The 21,861-nt window shown below is 72.3% G+C and carries 22 protein-coding genes; 15 read left to right on the top strand and 7 right to left on the bottom strand.

Translation table 11 applies throughout. The features are described 5' to 3' along the window. Positions 1-37: 37 nt before the first annotated feature. Entirely contained in the window at positions 38-1,243 is a 1,206-nt protein-coding gene (locus tag ACF1G2_RS02045; protein ID WP_391796361.1) for a PP2C family protein-serine/threonine phosphatase, read from the bottom strand. Next, positions 1,240-2,850 carry a CHASE3 domain-containing protein gene (locus ACF1G2_RS02040; protein ID WP_391796360.1) on the bottom strand — a complete coding sequence of 537 codons (1,611 nt, stop codon included), beginning with the start codon at positions 2,848-2,850 and terminating at the stop codon, positions 1,240-1,242. Before ACF1G2_RS02040 ends, ACF1G2_RS02045 begins: the two co-directional genes overlap by 4 nt. Before the next feature lie 125 nt (positions 2,851-2,975). Here ACF1G2_RS02040 and ACF1G2_RS02035 point away from each other — a divergent pair, with 125 nt between their 5' ends. The 12 genes from ACF1G2_RS02035 to ACF1G2_RS01980 all read left to right on the top strand — a co-directional run bounded on the left by ACF1G2_RS02035 (position 2,976) and on the right by ACF1G2_RS01980 (position 14,272). Continuing rightward, on the top strand, positions 2,976-3,320 hold the full coding sequence (locus ACF1G2_RS02035; protein WP_391796359.1) for a hypothetical protein: 345 nt from the start codon (positions 2,976-2,978) through the stop codon (positions 3,318-3,320). Then, positions 3,317-3,745: a response regulator gene (locus ACF1G2_RS02030; protein ID WP_306324902.1), complete on the top strand. Its 429-nt coding sequence runs from the start codon at positions 3,317-3,319 to the stop codon at positions 3,743-3,745. The genes ACF1G2_RS02035 and ACF1G2_RS02030 overlap by 4 nt, the downstream gene beginning before the upstream one ends. A 354-nt stretch (positions 3,746-4,099) precedes the next feature. Continuing rightward, a complete protein-coding gene (locus tag ACF1G2_RS02025; protein WP_391796358.1) occupies positions 4,100-4,675 on the top strand; it encodes a DUF6328 family protein in 576 nt (191 codons plus the stop codon). 74 nt (positions 4,676-4,749) lie between these two features. Beyond that, the gene (locus tag ACF1G2_RS02020) at positions 4,750-5,946 is read left to right on the top strand and encodes a phosphatidylserine/phosphatidylglycerophosphate/cardiolipin synthase family protein (protein ID WP_391797015.1); all 1,197 of its coding nucleotides are present in this window, start codon (positions 4,750-4,752) and stop codon (positions 5,944-5,946) included. Positions 5,947-6,081: 135 nt separating this feature from the next. After that, positions 6,082-7,701 carry an ABC transporter substrate-binding protein gene (locus tag ACF1G2_RS02015; protein ID WP_391796357.1) on the top strand — a complete coding sequence of 540 codons (1,620 nt, stop codon included), beginning with the start codon at positions 6,082-6,084 and terminating at the stop codon, positions 7,699-7,701. After that, positions 7,698-8,690 (top strand): ABC transporter permease, encoded by a 993-nt coding sequence (locus ACF1G2_RS02010; protein WP_391796356.1) that lies wholly within the window; start codon positions 7,698-7,700, stop codon positions 8,688-8,690. Before ACF1G2_RS02015 ends, ACF1G2_RS02010 begins: the two co-directional genes overlap by 4 nt. Continuing rightward, positions 8,683-9,519 carry an ABC transporter permease gene (locus tag ACF1G2_RS02005; protein WP_391796355.1) on the top strand — a complete coding sequence of 279 codons (837 nt, stop codon included), beginning with the start codon at positions 8,683-8,685 and terminating at the stop codon, positions 9,517-9,519. The genes ACF1G2_RS02010 and ACF1G2_RS02005 overlap by 8 nt, the downstream gene beginning before the upstream one ends. A gap of 92 nt (positions 9,520-9,611) precedes the next feature. Further along, entirely contained in the window at positions 9,612-10,532 is a 921-nt protein-coding gene (locus tag ACF1G2_RS02000; protein WP_391797014.1) for an ABC transporter ATP-binding protein, read from the top strand. Further along, positions 10,525-11,232, top strand: coding sequence for an ABC transporter ATP-binding protein (locus ACF1G2_RS01995; protein ID WP_391796354.1), 708 nt, complete (start codon positions 10,525-10,527; stop codon positions 11,230-11,232). The genes ACF1G2_RS02000 and ACF1G2_RS01995 overlap by 8 nt, the downstream gene beginning before the upstream one ends. A 167-nt stretch (positions 11,233-11,399) precedes the next feature. Beyond that, positions 11,400-12,242, top strand: coding sequence for a phosphatidylinositol-specific phospholipase C/glycerophosphodiester phosphodiesterase family protein (locus tag ACF1G2_RS01990; RefSeq protein WP_391796353.1), 843 nt, complete (start codon positions 11,400-11,402; stop codon positions 12,240-12,242). A 113-nt stretch (positions 12,243-12,355) separates the two neighbouring features. Continuing rightward, on the top strand, positions 12,356-12,550 hold the full coding sequence (locus tag ACF1G2_RS01985; RefSeq protein WP_352190023.1) for a hypothetical protein: 195 nt from the start codon (positions 12,356-12,358) through the stop codon (positions 12,548-12,550). 129 nt (positions 12,551-12,679) lie between these two features. Then, the gene (locus ACF1G2_RS01980; RefSeq protein ID WP_391796352.1) at positions 12,680-14,272 is read left to right on the top strand and encodes a hypothetical protein; all 1,593 of its coding nucleotides are present in this window, start codon (positions 12,680-12,682) and stop codon (positions 14,270-14,272) included. Positions 14,273-14,335: 63 nt separating this feature from the next. On the opposite strand, the gene ACF1G2_RS01975 is transcribed toward ACF1G2_RS01980, so the two are convergent. The 3 genes from ACF1G2_RS01975 to ACF1G2_RS01965 form a co-directional block, all read right to left on the bottom strand. Beyond that, positions 14,336-15,136 (bottom strand): VOC family protein, encoded by an 801-nt coding sequence (locus tag ACF1G2_RS01975; RefSeq protein ID WP_391796351.1) that lies wholly within the window; start codon positions 15,134-15,136, stop codon positions 14,336-14,338. Positions 15,137-15,263: 127 nt separating this feature from the next. Beyond that, positions 15,264-16,481 (bottom strand): phosphodiester glycosidase family protein, encoded by a 1,218-nt coding sequence (locus ACF1G2_RS01970; RefSeq protein ID WP_391796350.1) that lies wholly within the window; start codon positions 16,479-16,481, stop codon positions 15,264-15,266. A gap of 58 nt (positions 16,482-16,539) precedes the next feature. Beyond that, entirely contained in the window at positions 16,540-16,917 is a 378-nt protein-coding gene (locus ACF1G2_RS01965) for a DUF779 domain-containing protein (RefSeq protein WP_391796349.1), read from the bottom strand. Positions 16,918-17,044: 127 nt separating this feature from the next. On the opposite strand from ACF1G2_RS01965, the gene ACF1G2_RS01960 reads away from it, so the two are divergent. Together ACF1G2_RS01960 and ACF1G2_RS01955 are read left to right on the top strand one after the other, a co-directional pair. Then, complete coding sequence (locus tag ACF1G2_RS01960) at positions 17,045-18,124, top strand: dihydrodipicolinate reductase (RefSeq protein WP_391796348.1); 1,080 nt, start codon at positions 17,045-17,047, stop codon at positions 18,122-18,124. Next, on the top strand, positions 18,121-18,600 hold the full coding sequence (locus tag ACF1G2_RS01955) for a carboxymuconolactone decarboxylase family protein (protein ID WP_391796347.1): 480 nt from the start codon (positions 18,121-18,123) through the stop codon (positions 18,598-18,600). Before ACF1G2_RS01960 ends, ACF1G2_RS01955 begins: the two co-directional genes overlap by 4 nt. Positions 18,601-18,612: 12 nt before the next feature. Here ACF1G2_RS01955 and ACF1G2_RS01950 read toward each other — a convergent pair whose 3' ends face one another. Next, positions 18,613-20,190 carry a GMC oxidoreductase gene (locus tag ACF1G2_RS01950; RefSeq protein WP_391796346.1) on the bottom strand — a complete coding sequence of 526 codons (1,578 nt, stop codon included), beginning with the start codon at positions 20,188-20,190 and terminating at the stop codon, positions 18,613-18,615. Between the two features lie 160 nt (positions 20,191-20,350). Between ACF1G2_RS01950 and ACF1G2_RS01945 the strand changes: the two genes are divergently transcribed. Next, entirely contained in the window at positions 20,351-20,950 is a 600-nt protein-coding gene (locus ACF1G2_RS01945; RefSeq protein ID WP_391796345.1) for a hypothetical protein, read from the top strand. A 55-nt stretch (positions 20,951-21,005) separates the two neighbouring features. On the opposite strand, the gene ACF1G2_RS01940 is transcribed toward ACF1G2_RS01945, so the two are convergent. Beyond that, entirely contained in the window at positions 21,006-21,734 is a 729-nt protein-coding gene (locus ACF1G2_RS01940) for a VOC family protein (RefSeq protein WP_391796344.1), read from the bottom strand. Positions 21,735-21,861 lie beyond the last annotated feature (127 nt).

The following is a 21,861-nucleotide window of genomic DNA, read 5'->3' as shown; positions in this document are numbered from 1 at the left end:
GGGACGGCCCCGGCCGCACGTCGTGAGCCCGTCGGGGTCAGCTTCCCTCCGAGGGCCCCCGAGGGCCCCAGTCGAGGCGCAGCACGGCCAGGTCGTCGGTGTGCCGTCCCGCGTTGAGCGCGCGCGCCTCTTTGATGAGGAGGTCGACGTGCGTACCGGGATCCGTCGGCGGCAAGCGGTCGATCAGGCCGAGCAGACCGTCGACCCCCAGGCGGCGGTCCGTGTCACCCGCGTACCCCTCGGTCAGGCCGTCCGTGTAGAGCGTCAGCCCTCCGGTCGCCGGCAGCGGGATGACGGTCTGCGGCCACTGTCCGAGTTCCGGGGCGATGCCGAGGGCGATGCCGTGCGCGGAGGACACCTCCAGAGTGCCCTGATCCGTGCTCAGCAGGGGCGCGTCGTGCCCGGCCAGGTGCAGGGTCGCCGTCCGGGCGCCCTGGTCGAGCGTGATCAGCGCACAGGTCGCGAAGAGGTGCGGCTCCCGCCGCTCCGCGCTCAGGATGCGGTCGAGCAGCCGCAGCAGCTCCGCACCGCGGTGGCCGCCGAGGACGAGCGAGCGCCACGCTATGCGCAGGCACACCCCCAGGGCGGCTGCGTCGGGGCCGTGGCCGCTGACGTCACCGACGATCCCGTGCAGTACACCGTCGTCCTCGACCGCGTCGAGGAAGTCGCCGCCCAGCAGCGCCTGTTCCCGCCCCGGCAGGTAACGGGTCGTGATCGTGACGGCCCGGGTCTCCAGGAGGGGCTGCGGAAGGAGCCCGCGTTCCAGCCGCTTGTTCTCCTGCGCCTGGAGCCGTGCCGCCTGAGCCTCGACGGCGGCGCGCTCGCTCCTGCTCCGGTACACGGCGTACCGCACGGTCCGCCGCAGGAGATCGGGCTCCACCTTGCCCTTCACCAGGTAGTCCTGCGCACCCGCGGACATGGCGTCGGTGCCGGCGTGCCGTTCGGACAGGCCGGTCAGCACGACCACGGCCGTGTGCGGGGCGCTCGCCCGCACGGTCGCCACGGCGGCCGGCCCCGAGGCGTCCGGCAGGTGCAGGTCGAGCAGGATGCAGTCGGCGGGCTCGCCCGCCAGCTCGGCGCAGGCATCCGCCAGCGTCGTCGTCACCGTCAGCCGGAAGGGCAGCCCGGTGTCGTGCAGCAGCTCCTCCACGAGCAGGGCGTCGGCCTCGTCGTCCTCGACGAGAAGCACCCGGTACAACTGGTCGTCCGCGTACGCGGCGAATGCCGGTGCCGTGGCGGTCACAGCGCTCTCTCCGTTCCGGTGCTCGGGGTGTCCTGTGCGCCGGACCCGAACTCCTCGGCCGTCGGGGGCTCCTGGGCCAGGGTGAAGGTGATCCGGGTCCCCTCGGTGCAGCCGGTGTCGATCGCGATGGTCCCGCCGTGGAACTCGACGATCTTCTTGCACATGGCCAGGCCGATGCCACTGCCCGGGTACGCGTCCTTGGTGTGCAGCCGCTGGAAGATGACGAAGACCTTCTCCGCGTACTCGGGCGCGATGCCGATGCCGTTGTCCGTCACCGTGAACCGCCACGACGAGCCCTCTTGCCGCGCGTCCACCGAGATGCGGGGCGCCACGCCGGGGCGGCGGAACTTGACGGCGTTGCCGATCAGGTTCTGCCAGAGCATCCCCAGCTGGGTGGGGTCGGCGACGACGGTCGGGAGCGGCGAGCGGGTGATCTCCGCGCCCGACTCCTCGATGGAGACGCTGAGGCTGTCGAGGCAGCCGTCCAGCACCTTGTCGAGGTCCACCCGCTCGAGGGCGTTGTGGATCCGGCCGACGCGGGAGAAGTCGAGCAGATCGTTGATCAGGGTCTGCATCCGGTTGGCGCCGTCGACCGCGAAGCCGATGTACTGGTCCGCCCGGTCGTCGAGCTGCCCTCCGTACCGCCGCTGCAGGAGCTGGGTGAAGCTGGAGACCTTGCGCAGGGGCTCCTGCAGGTCGTGCGAGGCCACATAGGCGAACTGCTCCAGTTCCGCGTTCGAGCGGCGCAGGTCGGCCGTCTGGGCGTCCAGGCGGGCCCGGGCCTCCTCGGTGAAGGAGAGCTCCCGGACCAGCCGCCTGCGCATGACGTCGAACTCGTCGGCGAGCCGGGCCAGATCCGCCGGTCCCGTGGGGGAGATGGCGTGGGCGAAGTCCCCTCCGGTGACCGCGCGGGCGTCTGCCCCCAGCCGTTCCAGCGGCTCCTTGATGCCTCGGCGCAGCCCTTCGAAGACGAGAGCCGCCAAGGCGGCGACGACGACGGCGATGGCGGTGAAGATCCAGTTCCTCAGCGCCATGGCGCCCTGGAGTTCCCGCCGCATCTGGTCCCGCTCGTCGCTCAGGTGCCGCTGCAGATCGCCGACGGCTTCGCGCAGGTCGTCGAAGGCGGCCTTGCCCCGGGTCGCCCGCTCGACGGCCGCCGGGGAGGACGAACCGGCGGCCGTGGCGGCGATCGGCCGGGCGGTCTGCTCCTGCCACGCCTCCAGGGCCTCCTCGGCCTCGGCCAGGGCGGCCCGCCCGGCCGCGTCGTCGACCAGCAGCTCCGAGAGCCTGGCGGTGGACGACTCCTGCGCGCCCAGACCCTCGCGGTACGGGTCCAGGAAGTCGGTCCTGCCCGTGAGGGCGTAACCCCGGATACCGGTCTCCTGGTTCAGCACGGCGAGCTCCAGTTCGCCCGAGGCCGTCAGGGCCACCGAGCTGACGTCCACCAGCTGGCCGCTGATGGCCGTGGTCCGGCTGAGGACCCAGCCGCCCGTCAGGCCGAGAGCGGTCAGCACGACCAGCCAGACGGTGATGCCCACACGCAGCCACGTCCGCGTCGTCCACGTGGAGAAACGCCGATCGGACGGCTGTCCCTCATTGCCGGTCACGCTGTACACCCCTCCACCGAAGCCATCGTCCACCGTCCTCCGTCGAGGTACGGCCCGCATACTCTAGAGCCCCCGATGACAACGGCAGTTGTCGAGGGCGCGTTCCCCCGCCTACAGTGCGGGGCATGGACGGCATGACGACCTCCGCGCCCACCCCGCGGCTGGACCTTGCCTCCGTCGCGGAGACAGGAGTCCATCAGTTGGCCCAGAGCCTCACGCACCATGTCCTGGACACCTCGTCCCTGCTCGGGTCGGAAGCTCGGACACCGGCACTGACGCGACTGTTCGTGCTGGAGGAACTGCGCCGGGCCGCCGAACGGCTCCAGCGGGCCGCGGCGGCCGAAGCCGCGAGCGCGGGCGCCGGATATCCACAGATCGGCGAAGCCTGCGGCATGACCCGGCAGGGCGCGCGACGCCGCTGGCCCGGACTCCTCGACCACCCCCACGACCATTCCACGGAGCAACGATGACGACCGCCCCCTCCCGTCCCTTCGACGTTCTCCTCGTCGAGGACGACATCGCCGACGCGATGCTCATCGAGGAGGCGCTCTCCGAACGGGGGACCCGCAACCTCGTCCAGGTCACCGACGGGGTCGCCGCGCTGGAGCACCTCCGCGCGCCGGACAGCGCCCGCCCGGACCTCATCGTCCTGGACCTCAACATGCCCCGCATGAGCGGCCGCGACCTCCTCCAGGTCCTGAAGAACGACGAGGCGCTGCAGACCATCCCCGTCGTCGTCCTCACGACGTCCTCGGCCCCCGAGGACATCTCCGGGGCGTACAGCAGCCACGCCAACGCCTACGTCACCAAGCCGGTCAACCTGGACGAGTTCGAGCGCGCCGTGCAGAGCATCGACGCCTTCTACCTCGAAACGGCCGTGCTGCCGCGTAGCTGAGGCACCGTCGTCCGGCCGCCCGGAGCGCCCTCGCACTCCGGGCCCGGGCCGGCCGCTCCCGCCGGGGCGGCGCATGCCCTGCCCGGCCCCGTGCGGGGCGGCTCGCCGTCCCGCTCTCATCGGCCTCACGCGTCGGTACCCTCCCGGTCGTCCCACGGCTCCGCGCGCTCACCTGCCCCCGCCGGGGCGGACCACGCTCCTTCGTCCGGGTGGATCGCCGATCAGCGGGACGTTCCGCGCCGCCGGACGGCCTCGCGCCCGGTTCGTCCGCGATCGCCCCGACAGCGTCCGGGGGAAGTTCACGATTTCGCGCGGAGGGCGTATACCGCCGCGGCGACCGGGCATCCGGGCGCCATGGATACGACGACGCCGGCCCCCGGGGCCCCAGACGACACTGCCGGAAGAAGCATCGCCGAGGAGAGGTCGACCCGAGCGAGCACGGTCGAGGAGCGTGGCGCCGGACGCCGGGAGACCGAGGACGAGCGGGCGGACCGCCGCTGGCAGGAACTCATCCAGGAGATACGCGTCGCTCAGACGGGCGTCCAGATCCTGCTCGGCTTCCTGCTCACGGTCGTCTTCACCCCGCACTTCCAGTCCCTGGACACGACGGACAAGACGATCTACCTCGTCACGGTCGTCCTCGGCTCCCTGGCCACCGGAGCGCTGATAGGCCCGGTGGCCTTCCACCGCATCGTCTCCGGCAGGCGCATCAAGCCCGAGGGCGTCGTGTGGGCCTCCCGCCTCACCTTCACCGGACTGGTGCTCCTCCTCGTCACACTCGCGTCGGCGCTCTTCCTGATCCTGCGCGTCGCCACGCACGACAGCCACGTGCCGTGGATCGTCTCCGGCGTCTGCGCCTGGTACGTGCTCTGCTGGTTCGTCCTCCCCTCCTGGGCGCGCGTCCGCTACGCCACCGGCTCCGAGCACTGAGCGGCCCCCCCGGCCCAGCACGGAGACCGCCCGCCCCACGGCCCCTCCCGACCGAAGGACCCCACGTGACGCTCCTGGAACAAGGACAGAGACCCGCCTCCGCCCCCGCGCCCGCCGCCGCCCGTGTCCAGCGCCTGCGCCGGCGCCTGGAACGGCTCATCGGCATCGCGGCGACGGAAGGCAACCAGCTCCTCGCCCTTCGCAACGGGGACCAGATCTTCCCCGCGATGCTCGAAGCCGTCGAGGCCGCCGAGCACACGATCGACATGATGACGTTCGTGTACTGGCGCGGGCAGATCGCCCGCGACTTCGCCGCGGCCCTCGCCCGGCGGGCCCAGGACGGGGTGCGGGTCCGGCTGCTCCTGGACGGCTTCGGAGCCAGCCGGATCGAGCCGGAACTCCTCGACGCCATGGACGCCGCCGGTGTCCAGGTGGCCTGGTTCCGCAAGCCCCTCTGGCTCTCGCCGATGAAGCAGAACCACCGCTGCCACCGCAAGGCGCTGATCGTCGACGAGCGCACCGCGTTCACCGGCGGCGTCGGCATCGCCGAGGAGTGGTGCGGCGACGCCCGCGACCCCTCCGAGTGGCGGGACACCCATGTGCGGGTCCAGGGCCCCGCGGTCGACGGGATCGCCGCCGCCTTCGCCCAGAACTGGGCCGAGTGCCACGACGAGTTGTACGACGAGCGGGACCGGTTCGTCGAGCACGACCAGCCGGGCAGCAGCATCGTCCAGGTCGTCCGGGGCTCGGCGAGCTTCGGCTGGCAGGACATGCAGACCCTGATCCGGGTCATGCTCACCTCCGCCGAGCACCGCTTCCGCCTGGCCACCGCCTACTTCGCCCCCGACACGTACTTCGTCGACCTGCTGTGCGCGACCGCGCGGCGCGGTGTGACCGTGGAGATCCTGCTGCCCGGCCCCCACACGGACCAGCGTGCCTGCCGGCTGGCAGGGCAGTTCCACTACGAACGGCTGCTGGAGGCCGGTGTGTCGATCCGCCAGTTCCAGCCGACGATGATGCACGCGAAGATCATGACGGTCGACGGGGTCGCGGCGCTGATCGGATCGACGAACTTCAACCGCCGGTCCATGAGCCACGACGAGGAGGTCATGCTCGCCGTCCTGGACGAGGGCTTCACCGCCGGACTCGACGAGGACTTCGACGCCGACCTGCGGCGCAGCGTCGCCGTCGACCCGGCCCGGTGGCGGCGCCGGGCCGCGCTCCAGCGCGTCGCCGAGGCCGCCGTCCTGCCCATTCGCCGCTTCCTCTGACACGGGTCCCTCGTCCCGCCCGCCCGCGCCCGTCCCCCCGGCCCGGTCGGGGCGAGGGGAAAGGTGCCCCCACCATGCTGTTTAATTGCGAGTCGTTCGCAATAACAGTTGATCTTCAAGAGGGGTGTGGGCACGATGACCGCCCGATCCATACGCGGCATGGCGGCCGCGACGCTCGCCGGCTCCCTGGCCCTCGCCGCCGCGGCCTGCTCGAACCCGGGCGGGACCGGTGCGGGTTCGGGCGGACCGAAGGACTCCGCGGTCGTCGGCATCGCCTACGAGCCCGAGACCCTGAGCCCCCTCCTCGGCTACGGCAAGGACGGCAACTCCAAGATCTTCGACGGGCTCCTCGCCTTCGACGCCGACATGAGGCTGAAGCCGGCGCTCGCGGCCGAACTGCCCCAGGTCGGCCGGGACGGGCTGACGTACACGTACAGGCTCCGCAAGGGCGTGACCTTCAGCGACGGCGCCCCCTTCACCGCGAAGGACGTCGTCTTCACCTACCGGACGGTCCTCGACCCGAAGACGAACAACCCCTCCCGCACCGAACTCGACGCCCTCAAGAGCGTCGAGGCGGTCGGCGACGACACCGTCGTCTTCACCCTGAAGTACCCCTACGCGCCCTTCGCCGAGCGCACGGTCCTCGCCATCGCCCCCGAGCACGTCGCGGGCAGGCAGGACGTCAACACCGGCGCCTTCACCACCCGGCCCGTCGGCACCGGCCCGTACGTCCTCACCGACTGGTCCAAGGGCGAGAAGCTCAGCTTCAAGGCCAACCCGACCTACTGGGGCGGCGCGCCGGAGGTGAAGAAGTTCACCATGGCGATCATCAAGGACGACGACGTCCGCGCCACCAGGCTCCGCTCGGGCGACCTCGACGGCGCCGTCCTGCCGCCCAACCTCGCGGCCGGCTTCAAGGGGGACAGGGCGAGGAAGACGTACGCGGCGAAGACCTACGACTACCGCACCGTCACACTCCCCACCCACAACAGGGTCACCGGGGACACCGCCGTCCGCCGCGCCCTCGACGTGGCCGTCGACCGGCAGGCGATGGTCGACAAGATCCTCGAAGGCGCCGGCAAGCCCGCCTACGGCCCCGTCCCCACCGACAGCGAGTGGTTCGCCAAGGGCACCGAGCGCCGCCACGACCTCGACGCCGCCAAGAGGATCCTCGACGAGGCGGGCTGGAAGCCCGGCGCCGACGGCGTCCGCGTGAAGGACGGCGTACGGGCCGAGTTCCCGCTCTGGTACCTCTCCGGCGACAAGCTCCGCCAGGACCACGCCCTCGCCTACGCCTCCGACGCCAAGAAGGCCGGCATCGCGATCAAGACCCAGGGCGGCACCTGGGAGGTCATCGAGCCCCGGATGAAGACCGACGCTGTCCTCGCCGGCGGCGGCTCGCCCGGCGACCCCGACTTCGACCAGTACCTCCTGCTGACCTCCCGCCTCGGCGGCGACGGCTTCAACAACATGGCCTGGTACGACAACAAGACCGTCGACAAGGCCCTGGAGGACGGCCGCCGCACCGACGACACCGTCAAGCGGCGCGCCGCGTACTCCCTCGTCCAGCGCGAACTGGTGAAGAACCCCGGCTACACCTTCCTCACCCACATCGACCACCTGTACGTCGTCGACGACGACTGGGACGGCCTGAACACCCAGACCGAGCCCCACGACCACGGTCTCGCCTCCGGCCCCTGGTGGAACGTCGAGGCCTGGAAGCCCAAGGGCGGCACGGAGAAGGCCGAGCGGTGAGCCGACGCCTCCCCTGGGGGGCCATGGCCCGGATGACGGGACGGCGGGCCCTGTTCGCCGTCCCCGTCCTCCTCGCCGTCACCTTCGCGGTCTTCGCCGTCGCCGAGGCCTCCCCCTTCGACCCCGTCAAGGCGTACGCCGGCACCGCCGGACTCACCGCCTCGCAGGAGAACCTCGACCAGCTCCGCGCCAACCTCGGCGTCGACCGGCCCCTCACCACCCGCTGGTGGGAGTGGCTGACCGCCGCGCTCCACGGCGACCTCGGCGACTCCAGCGTCATGCGGCAGCCCGTCGCCGACGTCATCACCGAGCGCGTCGGCTGGTCCGTGCTCCTCGCCACCACCGCCTTCCTCCTCGCCATCGTGCTCGGCACGGTCCTCGGCGTCCTCGCCGGGCGCCGGCGCGGAGGACTCCTCGACCGGGCCGTCAGCTCGGCCGCGTACACCCTGGAAGCCGCCCCGGCCTTCTGGCTCGGACTGCTCGCCATCTGGTTCTTCGCCCTCACGCTCGGCGCCCTGCCGGCCGGCGGACTCACCGACACGGCGAGCGACACCGTCACCGCCGGCCAGGTCGCCACCCACCTCGTGCTGCCCGCCCTGGTCCTCGGCGTCTCCCAACTGCCCTGGTTCTTCCTCTACGTCCGGCAGGGCGTCGGGGACGCGCTGGAGGAGGACCCCGTACGCGGCGCACGGGCGCGCGGGCTGCGGGACCGGACCGTCCTGATCGGCCACGCCCTGCGTTCCGGCATGCTCCCGATGCTCACCCTCGTCGGCTCCCGGGTCCCCGAACTCATCACCGGAGCCCTGCTCGTGGAGACCGTCTTCAGCTGGCCCGGGATCGCCGCCGCGACCGTCCAGGCGGCCACCTCCGTCGACTTCCCGCTGCTGGCCGCGCTCACCGTGCTCGCCACCGCCGCCGTCCTCCTCGGCAACCTCCTCTCCGACCTGCTGTACGGACTCGCCGACCCGAGGGTGGGCTTCGATGGCTGATCCCCGCACCCGCCGACTGCGCCTCTGGTCCTCCGCCGGGATCGTCGGCGCGGTCCTCCTCGCCGTCCTCCTCGTCCCGCCGCTCGTCCAGCTCGACGAGCAGGCCGTCGACCTGTCCCTGAAACTCCTGCCCCCGTCCCCGGCACACCCCTTCGGCACCGACGACGTCGGCCGCGACCTGCTGCTGCGCTGCGTCTACGGACTGCGGATCTCGCTCCTCGTCGGCCTGGTCGCCGCGCTCGTCGCCACCGTCATCGGCACGGCCGTCGGCGCCGCTGCCGCCTCCCTCGGCGGCTGGACCGACCGGCTCGTGATGCGGATCGTCGACGCCTTCTCCTCCGTACCGCACCTGCTGCTCGGCATCTTCATCGTGGCCATGTTCCGGCCGGGAGTGTGGCCGGTGATCGTCTCCGTCGCGCTCACCCACTGGCTGTCGACCGCCCGGATCGTCCGCTCCGAGGTCCTCTCGCTGCGCTCGCGCCCCTATGTCGACGCGGCGATCTCCGGCGGCGCCTCGCGGTGGCGGGTGACCGTACGCCATCTGCTGCCCGCCGTCCTGCCGCAGGCCGGACTCGCCGCCGTCCTGATGGTGCCGCACGCCATGTGGCACGAGTCGGCGCTCTCCTTCCTCGGCCTCGGGCTGCCCAGCCACCAGGCCAGCCTCGGCAACCTCGTCCAGTCCGCGCGCTCCTCGCTCCTCGCCGGCGACTGGTGGCCGACGCTCTTCCCCGGCCTGCTCCTCATCGTGCCGACCCTGGCCATCGCCGGGCTCGCCGGAGTGTGGCGGGACCGCCTCAACCCGCGCCGCCGATCGGAGCTGATGCTGTGAACCCGCGCGTCGCACGAGCCCTGGAGGCCGTCACCGCCGAACGCGGCCACACGGCCGTCCTCAGCGTGCGCGGGCTCTCCGTCCGCTTCCGGATGCGCGGCGGACGGCACGTCGCCGCCGTCACCGACGCCGACTTCGACCTCGCGGCGGGGGAGTGCCTCGCCCTCGTCGGCGAGAGCGGCTGCGGCAAGTCCGTCCTCGCCTCCGCGCTCCTCGGGCTGCTGCCCGCGAACGCCGAGACCTCGGGCACGGCGCTGCTCGACGGCGTCGACCTGCTCGCCGCCGGCGAGCGGACCCTGGCCCGTACGGTACGGGGACGGCGCATCGGTCTCGTACCGCAGAGCCCCGCCGCCCACCTCACCCCCGTCCGGACCGTGCGCGCCCAGCTGGAGGAGACCGTCCGCGAGCTGACCGGCACCCCGCGGCGGGAACGGCGCGCCGCGGCCGAGGCGGCGGCGGAACGGGCCGCGTTCCCGGCCGGGCACCTCGACCGGTACCCGCACGAACTCTCCGGCGGCCTCGCCCAGCGCGCCGCCACCGCGCTCGCCCTCATCGGCGACGCCCCGCTCCTGCTCGCCGACGAGCCGACCACCGGCCTCGACCGCGACCTCGTCGAGCGGACGGTCGACGAGCTGCGCCGCCACGCCGACGCGGGCCGCGCGCTGCTGCTGATCACGCACGACCTGGCGGCGGCGGAACGGATCGCCGACCGGGTGGCCGTGATGTACGCGGGCCGGATCGTCGAGACGACGGCCGCCCACCGCTTCTTCGGACAGCCCGGTCCCCGCCACCCCTACGCCCGGGGCCTCCTGAACGCCCTGCCCGACCGCGCGTTCACCCCGATCCCGGGCATGCCCCCCGAGCTGACCGCCCTGCCGTCGGGCTGTGCCTTCGCCCCGCGCTGCGAGCGGGCGACACCGGCCTGCGACACGTTCCCGAAACCGCTCGCGGGCGTCGCCTGCCACCACCCGACGGGGCAGCCGGCCGACCTGCCAGGAGTGCCCCGTGCTTGAACTCGACGCCCTCACCGCCGGCTACGACCGTCGTACGCCCGTCTTCGTCGACACCTCTCTCACCGTCGCGCTGGGCGAGTCGGTCGGCCTCCTCGGACCCAGCGGCTGCGGCAAGTCGACACTCGCGCGGGTCGCCGCGCTGCTGCACCGGCCGGACGCCGGGAGCGTCACCGTCGACGGCGAGCGGGTGCGGGGCTGGCGGCACGGCGCACCGCGCGCTCTGCGGACCGCGGTCGGCGTGGTGTTCCAGCAGCCCCGGACGTCGGCCGACCCCCGTCTGCGGCTCGCCGATCTGATCGTCGAACCGCTGCGGGCCGGCGGCCGCCGCGCCGAGGCCCCCGAACGGCTCGCCCGACTCGCCCCCGCCGTGGGGCTCACCGACGACCTGCTGGCCCGCCGCCCGCACGAGGTCAGTGACGGACAGTTGCAACGCGCCTGTTTGGCGAGGGCGTTGGTGCTGCGGCCGCGCTGGCTCGTCTGCGACGAGATGACCGCCATGCTCGACGCATCGACGACTGCGGCGCTGGTCGCCGCGGTGGAGGCGTACCGCGCCGAAACGGGCGCGGGCCTCCTCGTCGTCGGCCACGACCGTGTCCTCCTGAACCGCTGGTGCGACCGCACGGTCGAGTGGTCCGACTGCGCGGGCGGTGGAGGCGGCGGTACGGAGGCCGGTCCCGGGACCGGCTCGAAGACGCGCTAGCCGGACCGGGGGCCTCCGCCAACCCGTCACGCCTTCGGAAGGCGGGCGAACCTCCGGCGACCGGACGGCATCGCGTCAGCCAACTCTTCGTCCGGCGCGGTCCGTTGGGAGCCGGGCCCGCACATACTCGTGCGGGTACCTCTTCCCGACACCTCCGGAGTCGTCCCATGGCGCCCCTGTCCCGCCGCACCGCCGTCGCCGCCCTGGCCGCCGCCGCGACCTCGGTCGCCCTGCCCGGCACCGCCCTCGCCGCCCACCGCGTCCGCCCCTTGCCGCTCGCGCACGCGCACAACGACTACCTCCACGACCGTCCCCTCCACGACGCCCTCGACCACGGATTCACCAGCGTCGAGGCCGATGTCTTCCTCGTCGAAGGGGAGTTGCTCGTCGCCCACGAGCCCGCCGGGCTCGACCCGAGCCGTACCCTCCGCTCCCTCTACCTCGACCCGCTCCTCGCCCGGGTCCGCGCCCACCACGGCTCCGTGTACGCCGGCCACCGCCGTCCCGTGCGGCTCCTCGTCGACATCAAGGCCGACGGCGTCGCCGCCTACCGGGAACTCGACCGCCAACTCCGCCCGTACCGGCGGATGCTGTCCACCGTCACCGCCGGCCGCGTCCACCTCGGTGCCGTCACTCCCGTCGTCTCCGGCGACCGCGCCGCCCGCGGCCCCATGGAGGCCCAGCGCGTCCGCCACGCCTTCTACGACGGCCGGCTGGACGACCTCGCGGCGCAGGCCCCCGCGCCCGCCTCCTTCATCCCGCTCATCAGCTCCAACTGGACCCAGTCGTTCGACTGGCGAGGCGAAGGACCCTTCCCCGCCGCCGAGCGGGCCCGGCTGGCCTCGATCGTCGGGACCGCCCACGCGCGCGGCCAGCGGGTCCGCTTCTGGGCCACCCCCGACCAGCCCGGACCCGCCCGTGACGCCCTCTGGGGCGAGCTGCGCGCCGCCGGTGTCGACCACATCAACACCGACGACCTCGCCGGGCTCCGGGACTTCCTGAACCGCTGACGGCGAATCCCACCCGTTCGGCCGACATGCCGTACGGCCGGACGGCGCTCCCGCTGCGCCACACTGGCCGCCGAACGCCGCGATTCCGGCGCGGCGCAAGGAGGGTGTGGGCGATGGCCGTGTCCGTTTCTGTCGTACTGCTGCTGCTCGTCCTGGCGGTGATCTTCCTCCGCAACGGCGGCCTCAAGTTCTCCCACGCGCTGGTCTGCGCCCTGCTCGGCTTCTTCCTCGCGGGCACGAGCATGGCGCCGACCATCCAGAACGGGGTCGCCGCCACCGCCAACGTCGTCAGCAGCCTCAAGCCCTGAGCCGCCGCGCCGTAACGTTTCACGGCCGTGAAGTGGCCATGAAACCAGCGGCAGTTCCATGTACATCTCACGCACTCGGGCCTAACGTCGGCCGCCGGCGCGACCGACGCACGCACCCGAGGAGCCGCTTTGACCACGCCCCCACGACGAGCCCGTGTGCTCGCCCTGATCGCCGCGGTGAGCGCCGTCGCGCTCGCGTTCGCCACCCCCGTCGCCGTCGCCGACGAGATACCCCTGGCCCCCGGCCACCGCCTCGTCGAGCACTACGACGGCGCTCCCGCGACCGCCCGGCCCGTGCCGGGCGACGCGCCCGCCCAGCATCCGTACCTCGCGCCCAACGGGCGCAGCGGCATGCACGCCGACGGCGCCGGCAGCGGCACGCACCCCTTCTCCGGTCCGCTCGGGCGCGACCCGAGGGTCTCCAGCGAGAAGATCGCCGCCGTCGGCGGCGAGTGCGCCACGGTGACCTTCGACGCGGGCGGCCGTCTGCTGACCGTCTGCGGAACCTTCTCCGGCTTCCTGCTGAAGCTGCTCGACCCGCGCACCCTGGACACGCTCGCCGAGTACAAGCTGCCGCAGCGTTCCTCGACCGTCGAGGCGATCACCCGGCTCGACTTCGAGAAGATCTTCAAGGACACCTCCGGCGGCGCCTACTTCTACCTCGACGACCGGGACCGGGTCGTCCTGGCCGACTCCCGTCAGCACGTCCTGCGCATCGCACACCGTCAGAAGCCGGACGGAGACTGGGAGTTCGTCGTCGAGGACGACTGGGACCTCACCCCGCTCGTCCCGCACGACTGCGTCAGCTGGACCAATCTCTTCCCGAGCGGTGTCTGCGACCCCGTCACCTCCGTCATGCCCGACTGGGACGGACGCATCTGGTGGGTGACCCGCCTCGGCCGGGTCGGCACCGTCGACCCCGCCACCGGAGCGCTCCGCTCGGTCCGGCTGAACGGCGAGGAGATCCAGAACTCCTTCTCCGTCGCCGAGGACGGCGTCTCCATCGTCTCCGACCACGCCCTCTACAGCTTCCGGGCCGACGCCGACGGCACCCCGCGGATCCAGTGGCGCCAGACGTACGACCGGGGGACCGGCACCAAGCCGGGTTCGGTGAACCAGGGTTCGGGGACCACGCCCGACCTCTTCGGCGACGGCGGCTCCGCCGGGCCGTACGTCGCGATCACCGACAACGCCGACGACCGGATGAACGTCCTCGTCTACCGCCGCGGCGCCGACGTCCCGGCCGAGCGGCGCCTGGTCTGCAAGGTCCCGGTCTTCGCCTCCGGGGCCTCCACCACCGACAACTCCCTGATCAGCTGGGGTGACAGCCTGGTCGTGGAGAACAACTACGGCTACGAGAACCCGACCACGCTGACCTTCGGGCGCAGTGTGGTCGGCGGCGCCGCCCGGATCGACGTCCGGCCCGACGGCAGCGGCTGCGACACAGTCTGGGAGAGCGACGTGCGCTCGCCCTCCACCGTCCCCAAGCTCTCCACCGCCAACGGCCTGCTCTACTTCTACGAGAAGCGGCCGAACCCGCTCGGCGTCGACGCCTGGTATCTGACGGCGGTCGACTTCCGCACCGGGAAGCGTGCCTGGCAGCGGCTGACCGGCACCGGCCCGGCGTACGACAACAACTGGGCCCCGATCACCATCGGCCCCGACGGCACCGCGTACGTCGGCGTCTTCAACGGGATCGTCGCCGTCCGCGACGGAGGCTGAGCGGGCGCGAAGATGCCCGGGGACGGAGGGAACGACCCCGGGCACCGCGTGCCTGCCGTGCGCTCAGACCATGTCGGGCACGTCGCCCACGGTGGTCCTGGTGTCGATCACGGCGAACGCCGCGCCCTGCGGGTCGAGGATCGCGGCGAAGCGGCCGAAGGGGCTGTCCATCGGCCCGAAGACCTTCTGACCGCCCAGCTTCACGGCCCGGTCGACCGCCTGGTCGCAGTTGTCGACGGCGAAGTAGACCTGGATGTACGACGGGACCTCGGGCGGGAAGTCCTCCGGCGTCATCGTCATCCGCCCCAGGACAGGCATCTCGTCGCCCAGGTCGAAGACCTTGTAGTCCATGGTCTCGTCGATCATCTTCTTGGCGTTGTAGCCGAAGACCGACGTCAGGAAGTCGTCCGACTTCGCGGGCTCCCGTGTGAAGACCTCGGCCCAGGCGTAGGAGCCGGTCTCGCCCTCCAGCTCGAAGCCCTCGTGGACGCCGGGCTGCCAGATGCCGAAGATGACACCGGCCGGGTCCTGCGCCAGGCACATGGAACCGAACTCGCCGACCGCCATCGGCTCCATGATGACCGTGCCGCCGCTGTTCCTGATCTTCTCGGCCGTGGCGGCGACGTCGGGCGAGGCGAAGTAGAGACACCAGGCCGTCGGCTGGGAGTCGTCCTGGCCGGGCATCGGCGGAACGACGGCCGCGACCGCCTTGCCGTCGCGGTACGCCTGGGTGTAGTTGCCGAACTCCGAGGACGATTCGCCGAAGGTCCAGCCCAGCACCTCGCCGTAGAACGTCTTGGCGCCCTCGAAGTCGTTGAACATCGCGTCGGCCCAGCAGGGTGTGCCTTCACGTCGTGCGGCCATGACTCTGACTCTCTTCCGATCGATGGGGCTCGCCGGTGGTTGCCGAGTCCCACGCTAGTCAGGGCGGGCCCGGCCCGCTCGGTGACGGACCGTGTCCGTGCGGGGCCGGCGGAGGGCCGGCGGCGGTTCAGCGGCGGGAGAAGATCCCCACGGCGTTCGGCACCGGCCGCTCGGCGCCTCCGGAGGGGTGGTTGCGTACGGTGACCGACGCGGCGCCCGGGTCCCGGGTCACCAGAGTGGACGAACCACCGCCGTCGAGGCTGAAACCGTCCTCCGCCCCCACCTGGTCGAGGAGTGCCGCCACCTCGGCGACCGTCAGCCCGGTGCGGAAGCCGGGGGCGCCGTCCAGCGCCAGGAGCAGCAGCCGGCGGCCGCCGTCGGCGACGCCCGCCGCGGACCGGACGGCGGCGGTGCGCGGGTCGAGACCGGGCAGCGGCGTGCCCGCCCTCAGCACCGGATATCCGCCCACCGCGAAGACGTAGGGGACGCGGGAGCCCTCCGCGACCATCCGGTGCCGTACCCGCACCCGGTCGCCGAGGGCCAGCGCTCGCAGTGACCGCGCGCCCGCCTCCCGGCCCACGAGGACCTCGCTGTCCTCTGCGATCGGGCCGCGCCCCGGGGAGTCACCCGTCGCGACGACCCGCCCGTGGCGCACCGTCACCTCGTACGTCTCCGAGGAGCACGGCGCCGCGCGCTCGGTGTCCGTGCCACAGGTGGCGCGGACGCGGGAGGCCTCGCCCCAACCGGAGGTGAACGCCCCGACGGAGCCGACCGGCAGCGCGTACTGGTCGAGGCCGCCGAGCGGCAGCAGGCCTTCGGGTGTGGAGACCGCGCCGTCCAGGGTGAGGCGGCCCAGCCGGGCGCGGCGGTCGACGCCCACGCCCAGGACCTCGCGCGTGTCGGTGCCCGGCGGCAGCGCGGGCCCGAACCGCTGGCCGGCCGGCACGGCTGCCTTCAGCGCGTGTCCGGCGGCGATCGCGGGGCCGACGGGAGCGCCGGTCGCCTCGACGCCCGGGTGCTGGGTCTCGGTGATGTGGAAGAAGTCCCCGTTGACCCCGGCGACCGCGCCGCGTGCGTCGGCGAGCGCCGAGAGCGGGGCGCGGGCCGCGACCGCCCCGGGGGTCAGCAGATCGACGGCGACCCTCGGATCGCGCAGGTCCACGGAGACCAGATGGACCCGGGCCGGACCCTTCAGGCCCGCCACGTCGAAGGCGCGGTAGGTGACGCCCGGCGCCACCGTCGTCCACGTGGCGTCGGCCGTACCCGGCGTGGCCCGGCCCAGCAGGGCGCAGCAGGCCAGCAGGAAGGCCGCCGCCGCGCGCTTGCGCGTACCCGGACTCCGCATGATCCCCTCCTGGCGACCCGGCCCCTGTCCCGCTCGCGCCAGAAGATCTGATCAGGCGTCAGTGACCGGCTTCCGGACCGGAGTCGACGAGCCGGGAACGGATGAGGAAACGGACACCTTCCGGTGCCTCCAGGGAGAAGCCGCTGCCCCGGCCCGGTACGACGTCGACGATCAGCCGGGTGTGACTCCACAGCCCGAACTGCGCCTTCGACATCCAGAACGGCACCGGCTCCGCGACACCGGCGACGTCGAGCGAGGCGAGCAGCACGTCCGCCGCGCCCGTGCGGAACTCCCCGTCCGGATAGCACATGGGCGCACTGCCGTCGCAGCAGCCGCCCGACTGGTGGAACATCAGCGGACCGTGCGACTCCCGCAGCCGCCGCACCAGGTCGGCCGCGTCGGGCGTCAACTCCACCCACGCTCCGGGTCGATCCATCTCCCGCCCCCTCCTCGTGCGTCCACCGGGTCCCCAGCGAACACCGCCGGAGGTTGCGAGAGGGTTGCGTCCGCCGAAATCGGCCGCACCCCTAGGAACTGACGGTCCGTCAGGTTACCCTCCCCGCATGATTCCGACCGTTGTCTGGGGAACCGGAAATGTCGGCCGCGCGGCCATCCGGGCCGTCGACGCCCATCCGGCGCTCGCCCTCACCGCCGTCCTCGTCCACGACCCCGGCAAGGTCGGCCGTGACGCGGGCGCGCTCGCCGGACTCGACCGTTCCCTCGGGGTGGCGGCGACCGACGACATCGGCGCCGTGCTCGGCGGCCGCCCCCGCGCGGTGGTGTACGCCGCATCGGGCGACATCAGGCCCGACGAGGCGCTCGCCGACGTCGTCCGGGCCGTCCGCGGCGGCGCGGTGGTCGTGACCCCGGCGCTCTACCCGCTCTACGACCGGCACGGCGCCCCGCCGGAGTTCCGTGACCCGGTCCTCGCCGCCGTGGCGGAGGGCGGCGGTTCCCTCTTCGTCTCCGGTGTCGACCCCGGCTGGGGCAACGACGTCCTGCCCCTGCTGATCAGCGGCCTCGGCACCCTCGTCGACGTGGTCCGCTGCCAGGAGATCTTCGACTACTCCACGTACGAGCAGGAGGACTCGGTCCGCCATCTCATCGGCATGGGACACCCCATGGAGTACGAACCGCTGATGCTCGCCCCCTCCATCCCGACCATGGTCTGGGGCGGCCAGATCCGGCTCATGGCGCGGGCCCTCGGCGTCGAACTCGACGAGATCCGCGAGACCATGGAGCGCCGCGCCCTCGACACCACCGTGACCACCCGCACGATGGGCTTCTTCGAGGCCGGCACCCAGGGCGCCGTACGGTTCGAGGTCCAGGGGATCGTCGACGGCGAACCCCGCATCGTCATCGAACACGTCACCCGGATCCACCCCTCCTGCGCCCCCGACTGGCCCACCCCGCCCGACGGCGCCGGCGCCCACCGGGTGGTCATCGAGGGCCGTCCGCGCATCGAGGTCACGGTCGAGGCCACCGACGAGGGCGAGAACCGTTCGGCGGGCGGCAACGCCACGGCCGTCGGCAGGCTCGTGAACGCCCTCGACTGGCTCGTGGACACGAAACCCGGACTCTACGACGCGCTCGACGTCCCGCTGCGCCCGGCGGTGGGCCGACTGGGAAGGAAACGGCCATGAGGATCGACGTCCCCGAGGGCAGGCACCCGATCGAGTACGTCTGGGGCGAGATCGTCCCCGAGATCGGGACCGCCGCAGCGAACTTCTCCCTCTCCGTCTACGCCCACACGACCCTGGGCCTGCGCGAGTTCGAGGCCGCGCGGCTGCGGATCGCGCAGGTCAACGGCTGTCTGTTCTGCCTGGACTGGAGGACGGACCGGGACGGCGAGAAGGTCGAGGAGTCGTTCGCCGACGCGGTGACCCAGTGGCGCACCACCGATGCCTTCGACGACCGTACGCGGCTGGCCGCGGAGTACGCCGAGCGGTACGCCCTGGATCATCACGGTCTCGACGAGGACTTCTGGACTCGTATGACCGCTCACTACAGTCAGCCCGAGATCGTGGAGCTGACGATGAGCATCGGCTCCTGGCTGTCGTTCGGCCGGCTCAACCGGGTGCTGGGCCTGGACGCCGTGTGCGTGCTGCCCACCCAGTGAACCGGAGGCGACTCAGAGGTCGGTGGCGATGATCTTCTCGATGTTGCGTTCGGCGAGCGCGGTGATCGTGACGAAGGGGTTGACGCTGGTGTTGCCCGGGATCAGCGCGCCGTCGATCACATAGAGACCCGGATGACCGTGGAGACGGCCGTAGTTGTCGGTGGCCCGGCCGAGCACCGCGCCGCCGAGCGGGTGGTAGGTGAGGTGGTCGCCCCAGATCTTGTACGCGCCGAACAGGTCCGTGCGGTAGATCGTCCCCTCCTTGGCGTTGATCTTGTCGAAGATCGTCTTGGCCGCGTTGATGGAGGGCTGCTTCCAGGAGGTCTGCCAGTTGAGCTCGACCCGGCCCGCCGTGGGGTTCCACGAGAACTCGGCGCGGTTCGGGTTCTTGGTGATCGACAGATAGAACGAGGCGTACGTCTCGATGCCCGTGGGCAGCGGCGCGACCTCGGCGAACGCCCCGCCCGCGTCCCAGTTGTCGATGCCGGCCGTGGGCATGGACGCCTGGAGCTTCCCCGTCGGGTCCCACATGTGGTTGGCGCGCCCGCACATGACGTTGCCGTTGTCCCCCCAGCCCTTGCCGATCTCGCCGTTGAGACCGGGCAGCGCCCCGGTGGCCCGCAGCTTGGTCAGCAACTTGCTGGTGCCGACGCTGCCGGCGGCGAAGAACACCCGGTCCGCCAGGATCGTCTCGGTGGACGTGGTGTTCCCCGAGGTGTCCAGCCGGTCGACGAGGACCGCGTAGCCGCCGCCCGCCGCCGGGGACACCGACGTCACCCTGTGCAGCGGTGAGACGGTGACCCGCCCGGTCGCCCGGGCCTGCGCGAGATAGGTCTTCTGCAGGGTCTTCTTGCCGTGGTTGTTGCCGTAGAGCACCTCCCCGGCCAGCGCCGACTTCGGTACGGCGCCGGCGGCCTCCTGCTTCATGTACTCCCAGTCGTAGACGTTGGGCACGAAGACGAAGGGGAAGCCGGAGCGCTGGGCGTGCTTGCGGCCCACCCGGGCGTACTGGTAGCACGCCGCGCTCTCCCACCAGGACGGGTCGACGTGGTTCACGCCGAGCCCGGCGTTGGCGCGCGGGTAGTAGACGCCGTACATCTCCTCGACGTCGACCGACGGGAGGATCGCGCCGAAGTTCTCCCGGCGCGGGGTGACGGCCATGCCGCCGTTGACCAGGGAGCCGCCTCCGACGCCCCGGCCCTGGTAGACGGTGATGCCGCCGAACTCCTCGGCGTCCAGGATGCCCGTGTGGCGGGGGACGTCCTTGTCGAGCGGAAAGCCGAGGAACTGGCTGAGGGGCTGCTTGGTGCGGGTGCGCAGCCAGAAGGACCGGTGGTCGGGGGTGGTGGTGTTGGCGAAGATCTTGCCGTCGGGGCCGGGGGTGTCCCAGGCCATGCCCATCTCGACCATGCGCACGTCGACACCCGCCTGGGCGAGCCGCAGCGCGGCGACGGATCCCCCGTAGCCGGTGCCGATCACCAGAGCAGGGATACGGGACTGCGTGGCCGACGCGTAGGCGTGCGCGGGGAGTGCGAGAGTGCCGAGAATAGAACCTGTTCCCGTGATGAATCCACGGCGTGTAACAGCCATGAGGAGCCCTCACTGTCGGTGGAATGGGAACGAGTTCTACTGCCGCCCGCATGGGAAGTCACGGCATACCGATTGGTAACTTTTGGCTGGATCGCTCAAGAATGTTCCGGGCAAAGCCGACATTCTGATGAGTGAAGGATCCGCCGAGACCGGAGCACCCATGTCCCTGCCGACCCTGGCCCCCGACGTCCTCGACCGGACGGCCGCCGCACTCCACGACACCGCCGCGTGGCAGGAGATCGTCCGCCACTGGGACGCTCCGTACGAGGAGCAGGCCACCGTCCAGGACGAGTGGCGCGGGCTGCTCTCCGTCCCCGTCGACCAGCTCGTGACCACCGCCCTCGCCGGCCTCACCGCGCCCCCGCCCGCTGAACGGCGGCTCCCGGGCCGGCTCGGCGCCGTCCTGCCCGACCGGCTGCACACCTGGCGCCGCATCGGTCAGAGCGACGTACGCCCCTCCGTCCACCTCGCCCACGCCCGCCACGTCCTCGTCGAGTGGGGCTGGCAGAACAGGCCGTACCGCCTCCGCGACGCCCGGGGCGCCCGCTGCCTCTGCGGCGCGCTGCTCGCCGCCCACCGCCTCGGCCACGGCAGCGCCGACACCATGAACCGCTCCGCCGCCTGGATCGTCACCGAACTGCGCGCCCAGGGCTGGACCGGGCTCATCGGCCCCTGGAACCGCGCACCCGGACGCACCGCCGAGGAGGCCCTGGCGCTCCTCGACGCCACCATCCGGCGCGCCGCGCACGCGGGGGAGTGACTGACCGGGCCCGTGTCGCCGGACCGCACGCGGAGCCCCGCCACCGCCCCCGGCCTCACTCCACGCTGTCCGCCACCGTGAACAGCCCGCCGTCCGGATCGCAGAGCGTGATGCGCCGCCCGTTGCCCGAGGGGACTACGGGCGAGACAGTCTTCCCGCCGAGCCGCACGGCCGCCTCGGTCGCCTCGTCGACGTCGGGGACCCGGAAGTGCACATGCCAGCGCGGCCGTACCTGAGGGTCGGGGGCCGCCTCCACCGCCCCGCCGAAGAGCCGGGCGACCGTGACACCCGCATGGCTGAGAACGACATGATCGTCCTCGTAGCTCACCTGGCAGCAGCCCGGCCGCTCGCCCGCCCAGTCCAGCACCTCGGCGTAGAAGATCGCCGCGTCGAAGGCGTTCCGGGTCCGCAGTTCGAGCCAGGCCGGAGCACCGCCCTTGCCGACGCTCCAGTCGGGGATCACCTCGCCCTCCCAGATGCCGAAGACGGCACCCTCCCGGTCCGAGGCGAGCGCGGCCCGCCCGGTCCCGAAGCGCAGCGGCCCCACGGCCACCGTGGCGCTGCGCTCCCGGATGCGCGCCGCGGTCAGGTCGGCGTCGTCGACGGCGAAGTACGGCGTCCAGGCGACCGCCACCGCGAGGCGCGGCGCCAGCGCGCCGATCCCGGCGACCGGAGCCCCGTCGCGCAGGGCGACGGAGAACTCCTCACCCAACCGGGTGGAACGGAACTCCCAGCCGAACACACCCCCGTAGAAGCTCTCGGCGGCGCGGAGATCGCGGGTCATGAGACTGACCCAGCAGGGGGCGCCGGACACCGCATGGCTCGAGGTCGACACAACCTTCATCCATCCGTCGTGGACGCGTGATCGGTTCCCATCCCACCGTACCCCCGGAGAGATCGCCATTCCGGCG

It is taken from the genome of Streptomyces sp. NPDC013457 (assembly GCF_043089925.1).
GTDB lineage: Bacteria > Actinomycetota > Actinomycetes > Streptomycetales > Streptomycetaceae > Streptomyces.
Note: the sequence above shows the minus strand (reverse complement) of the source record. Positions and strands in the feature narration are given on the sequence as shown.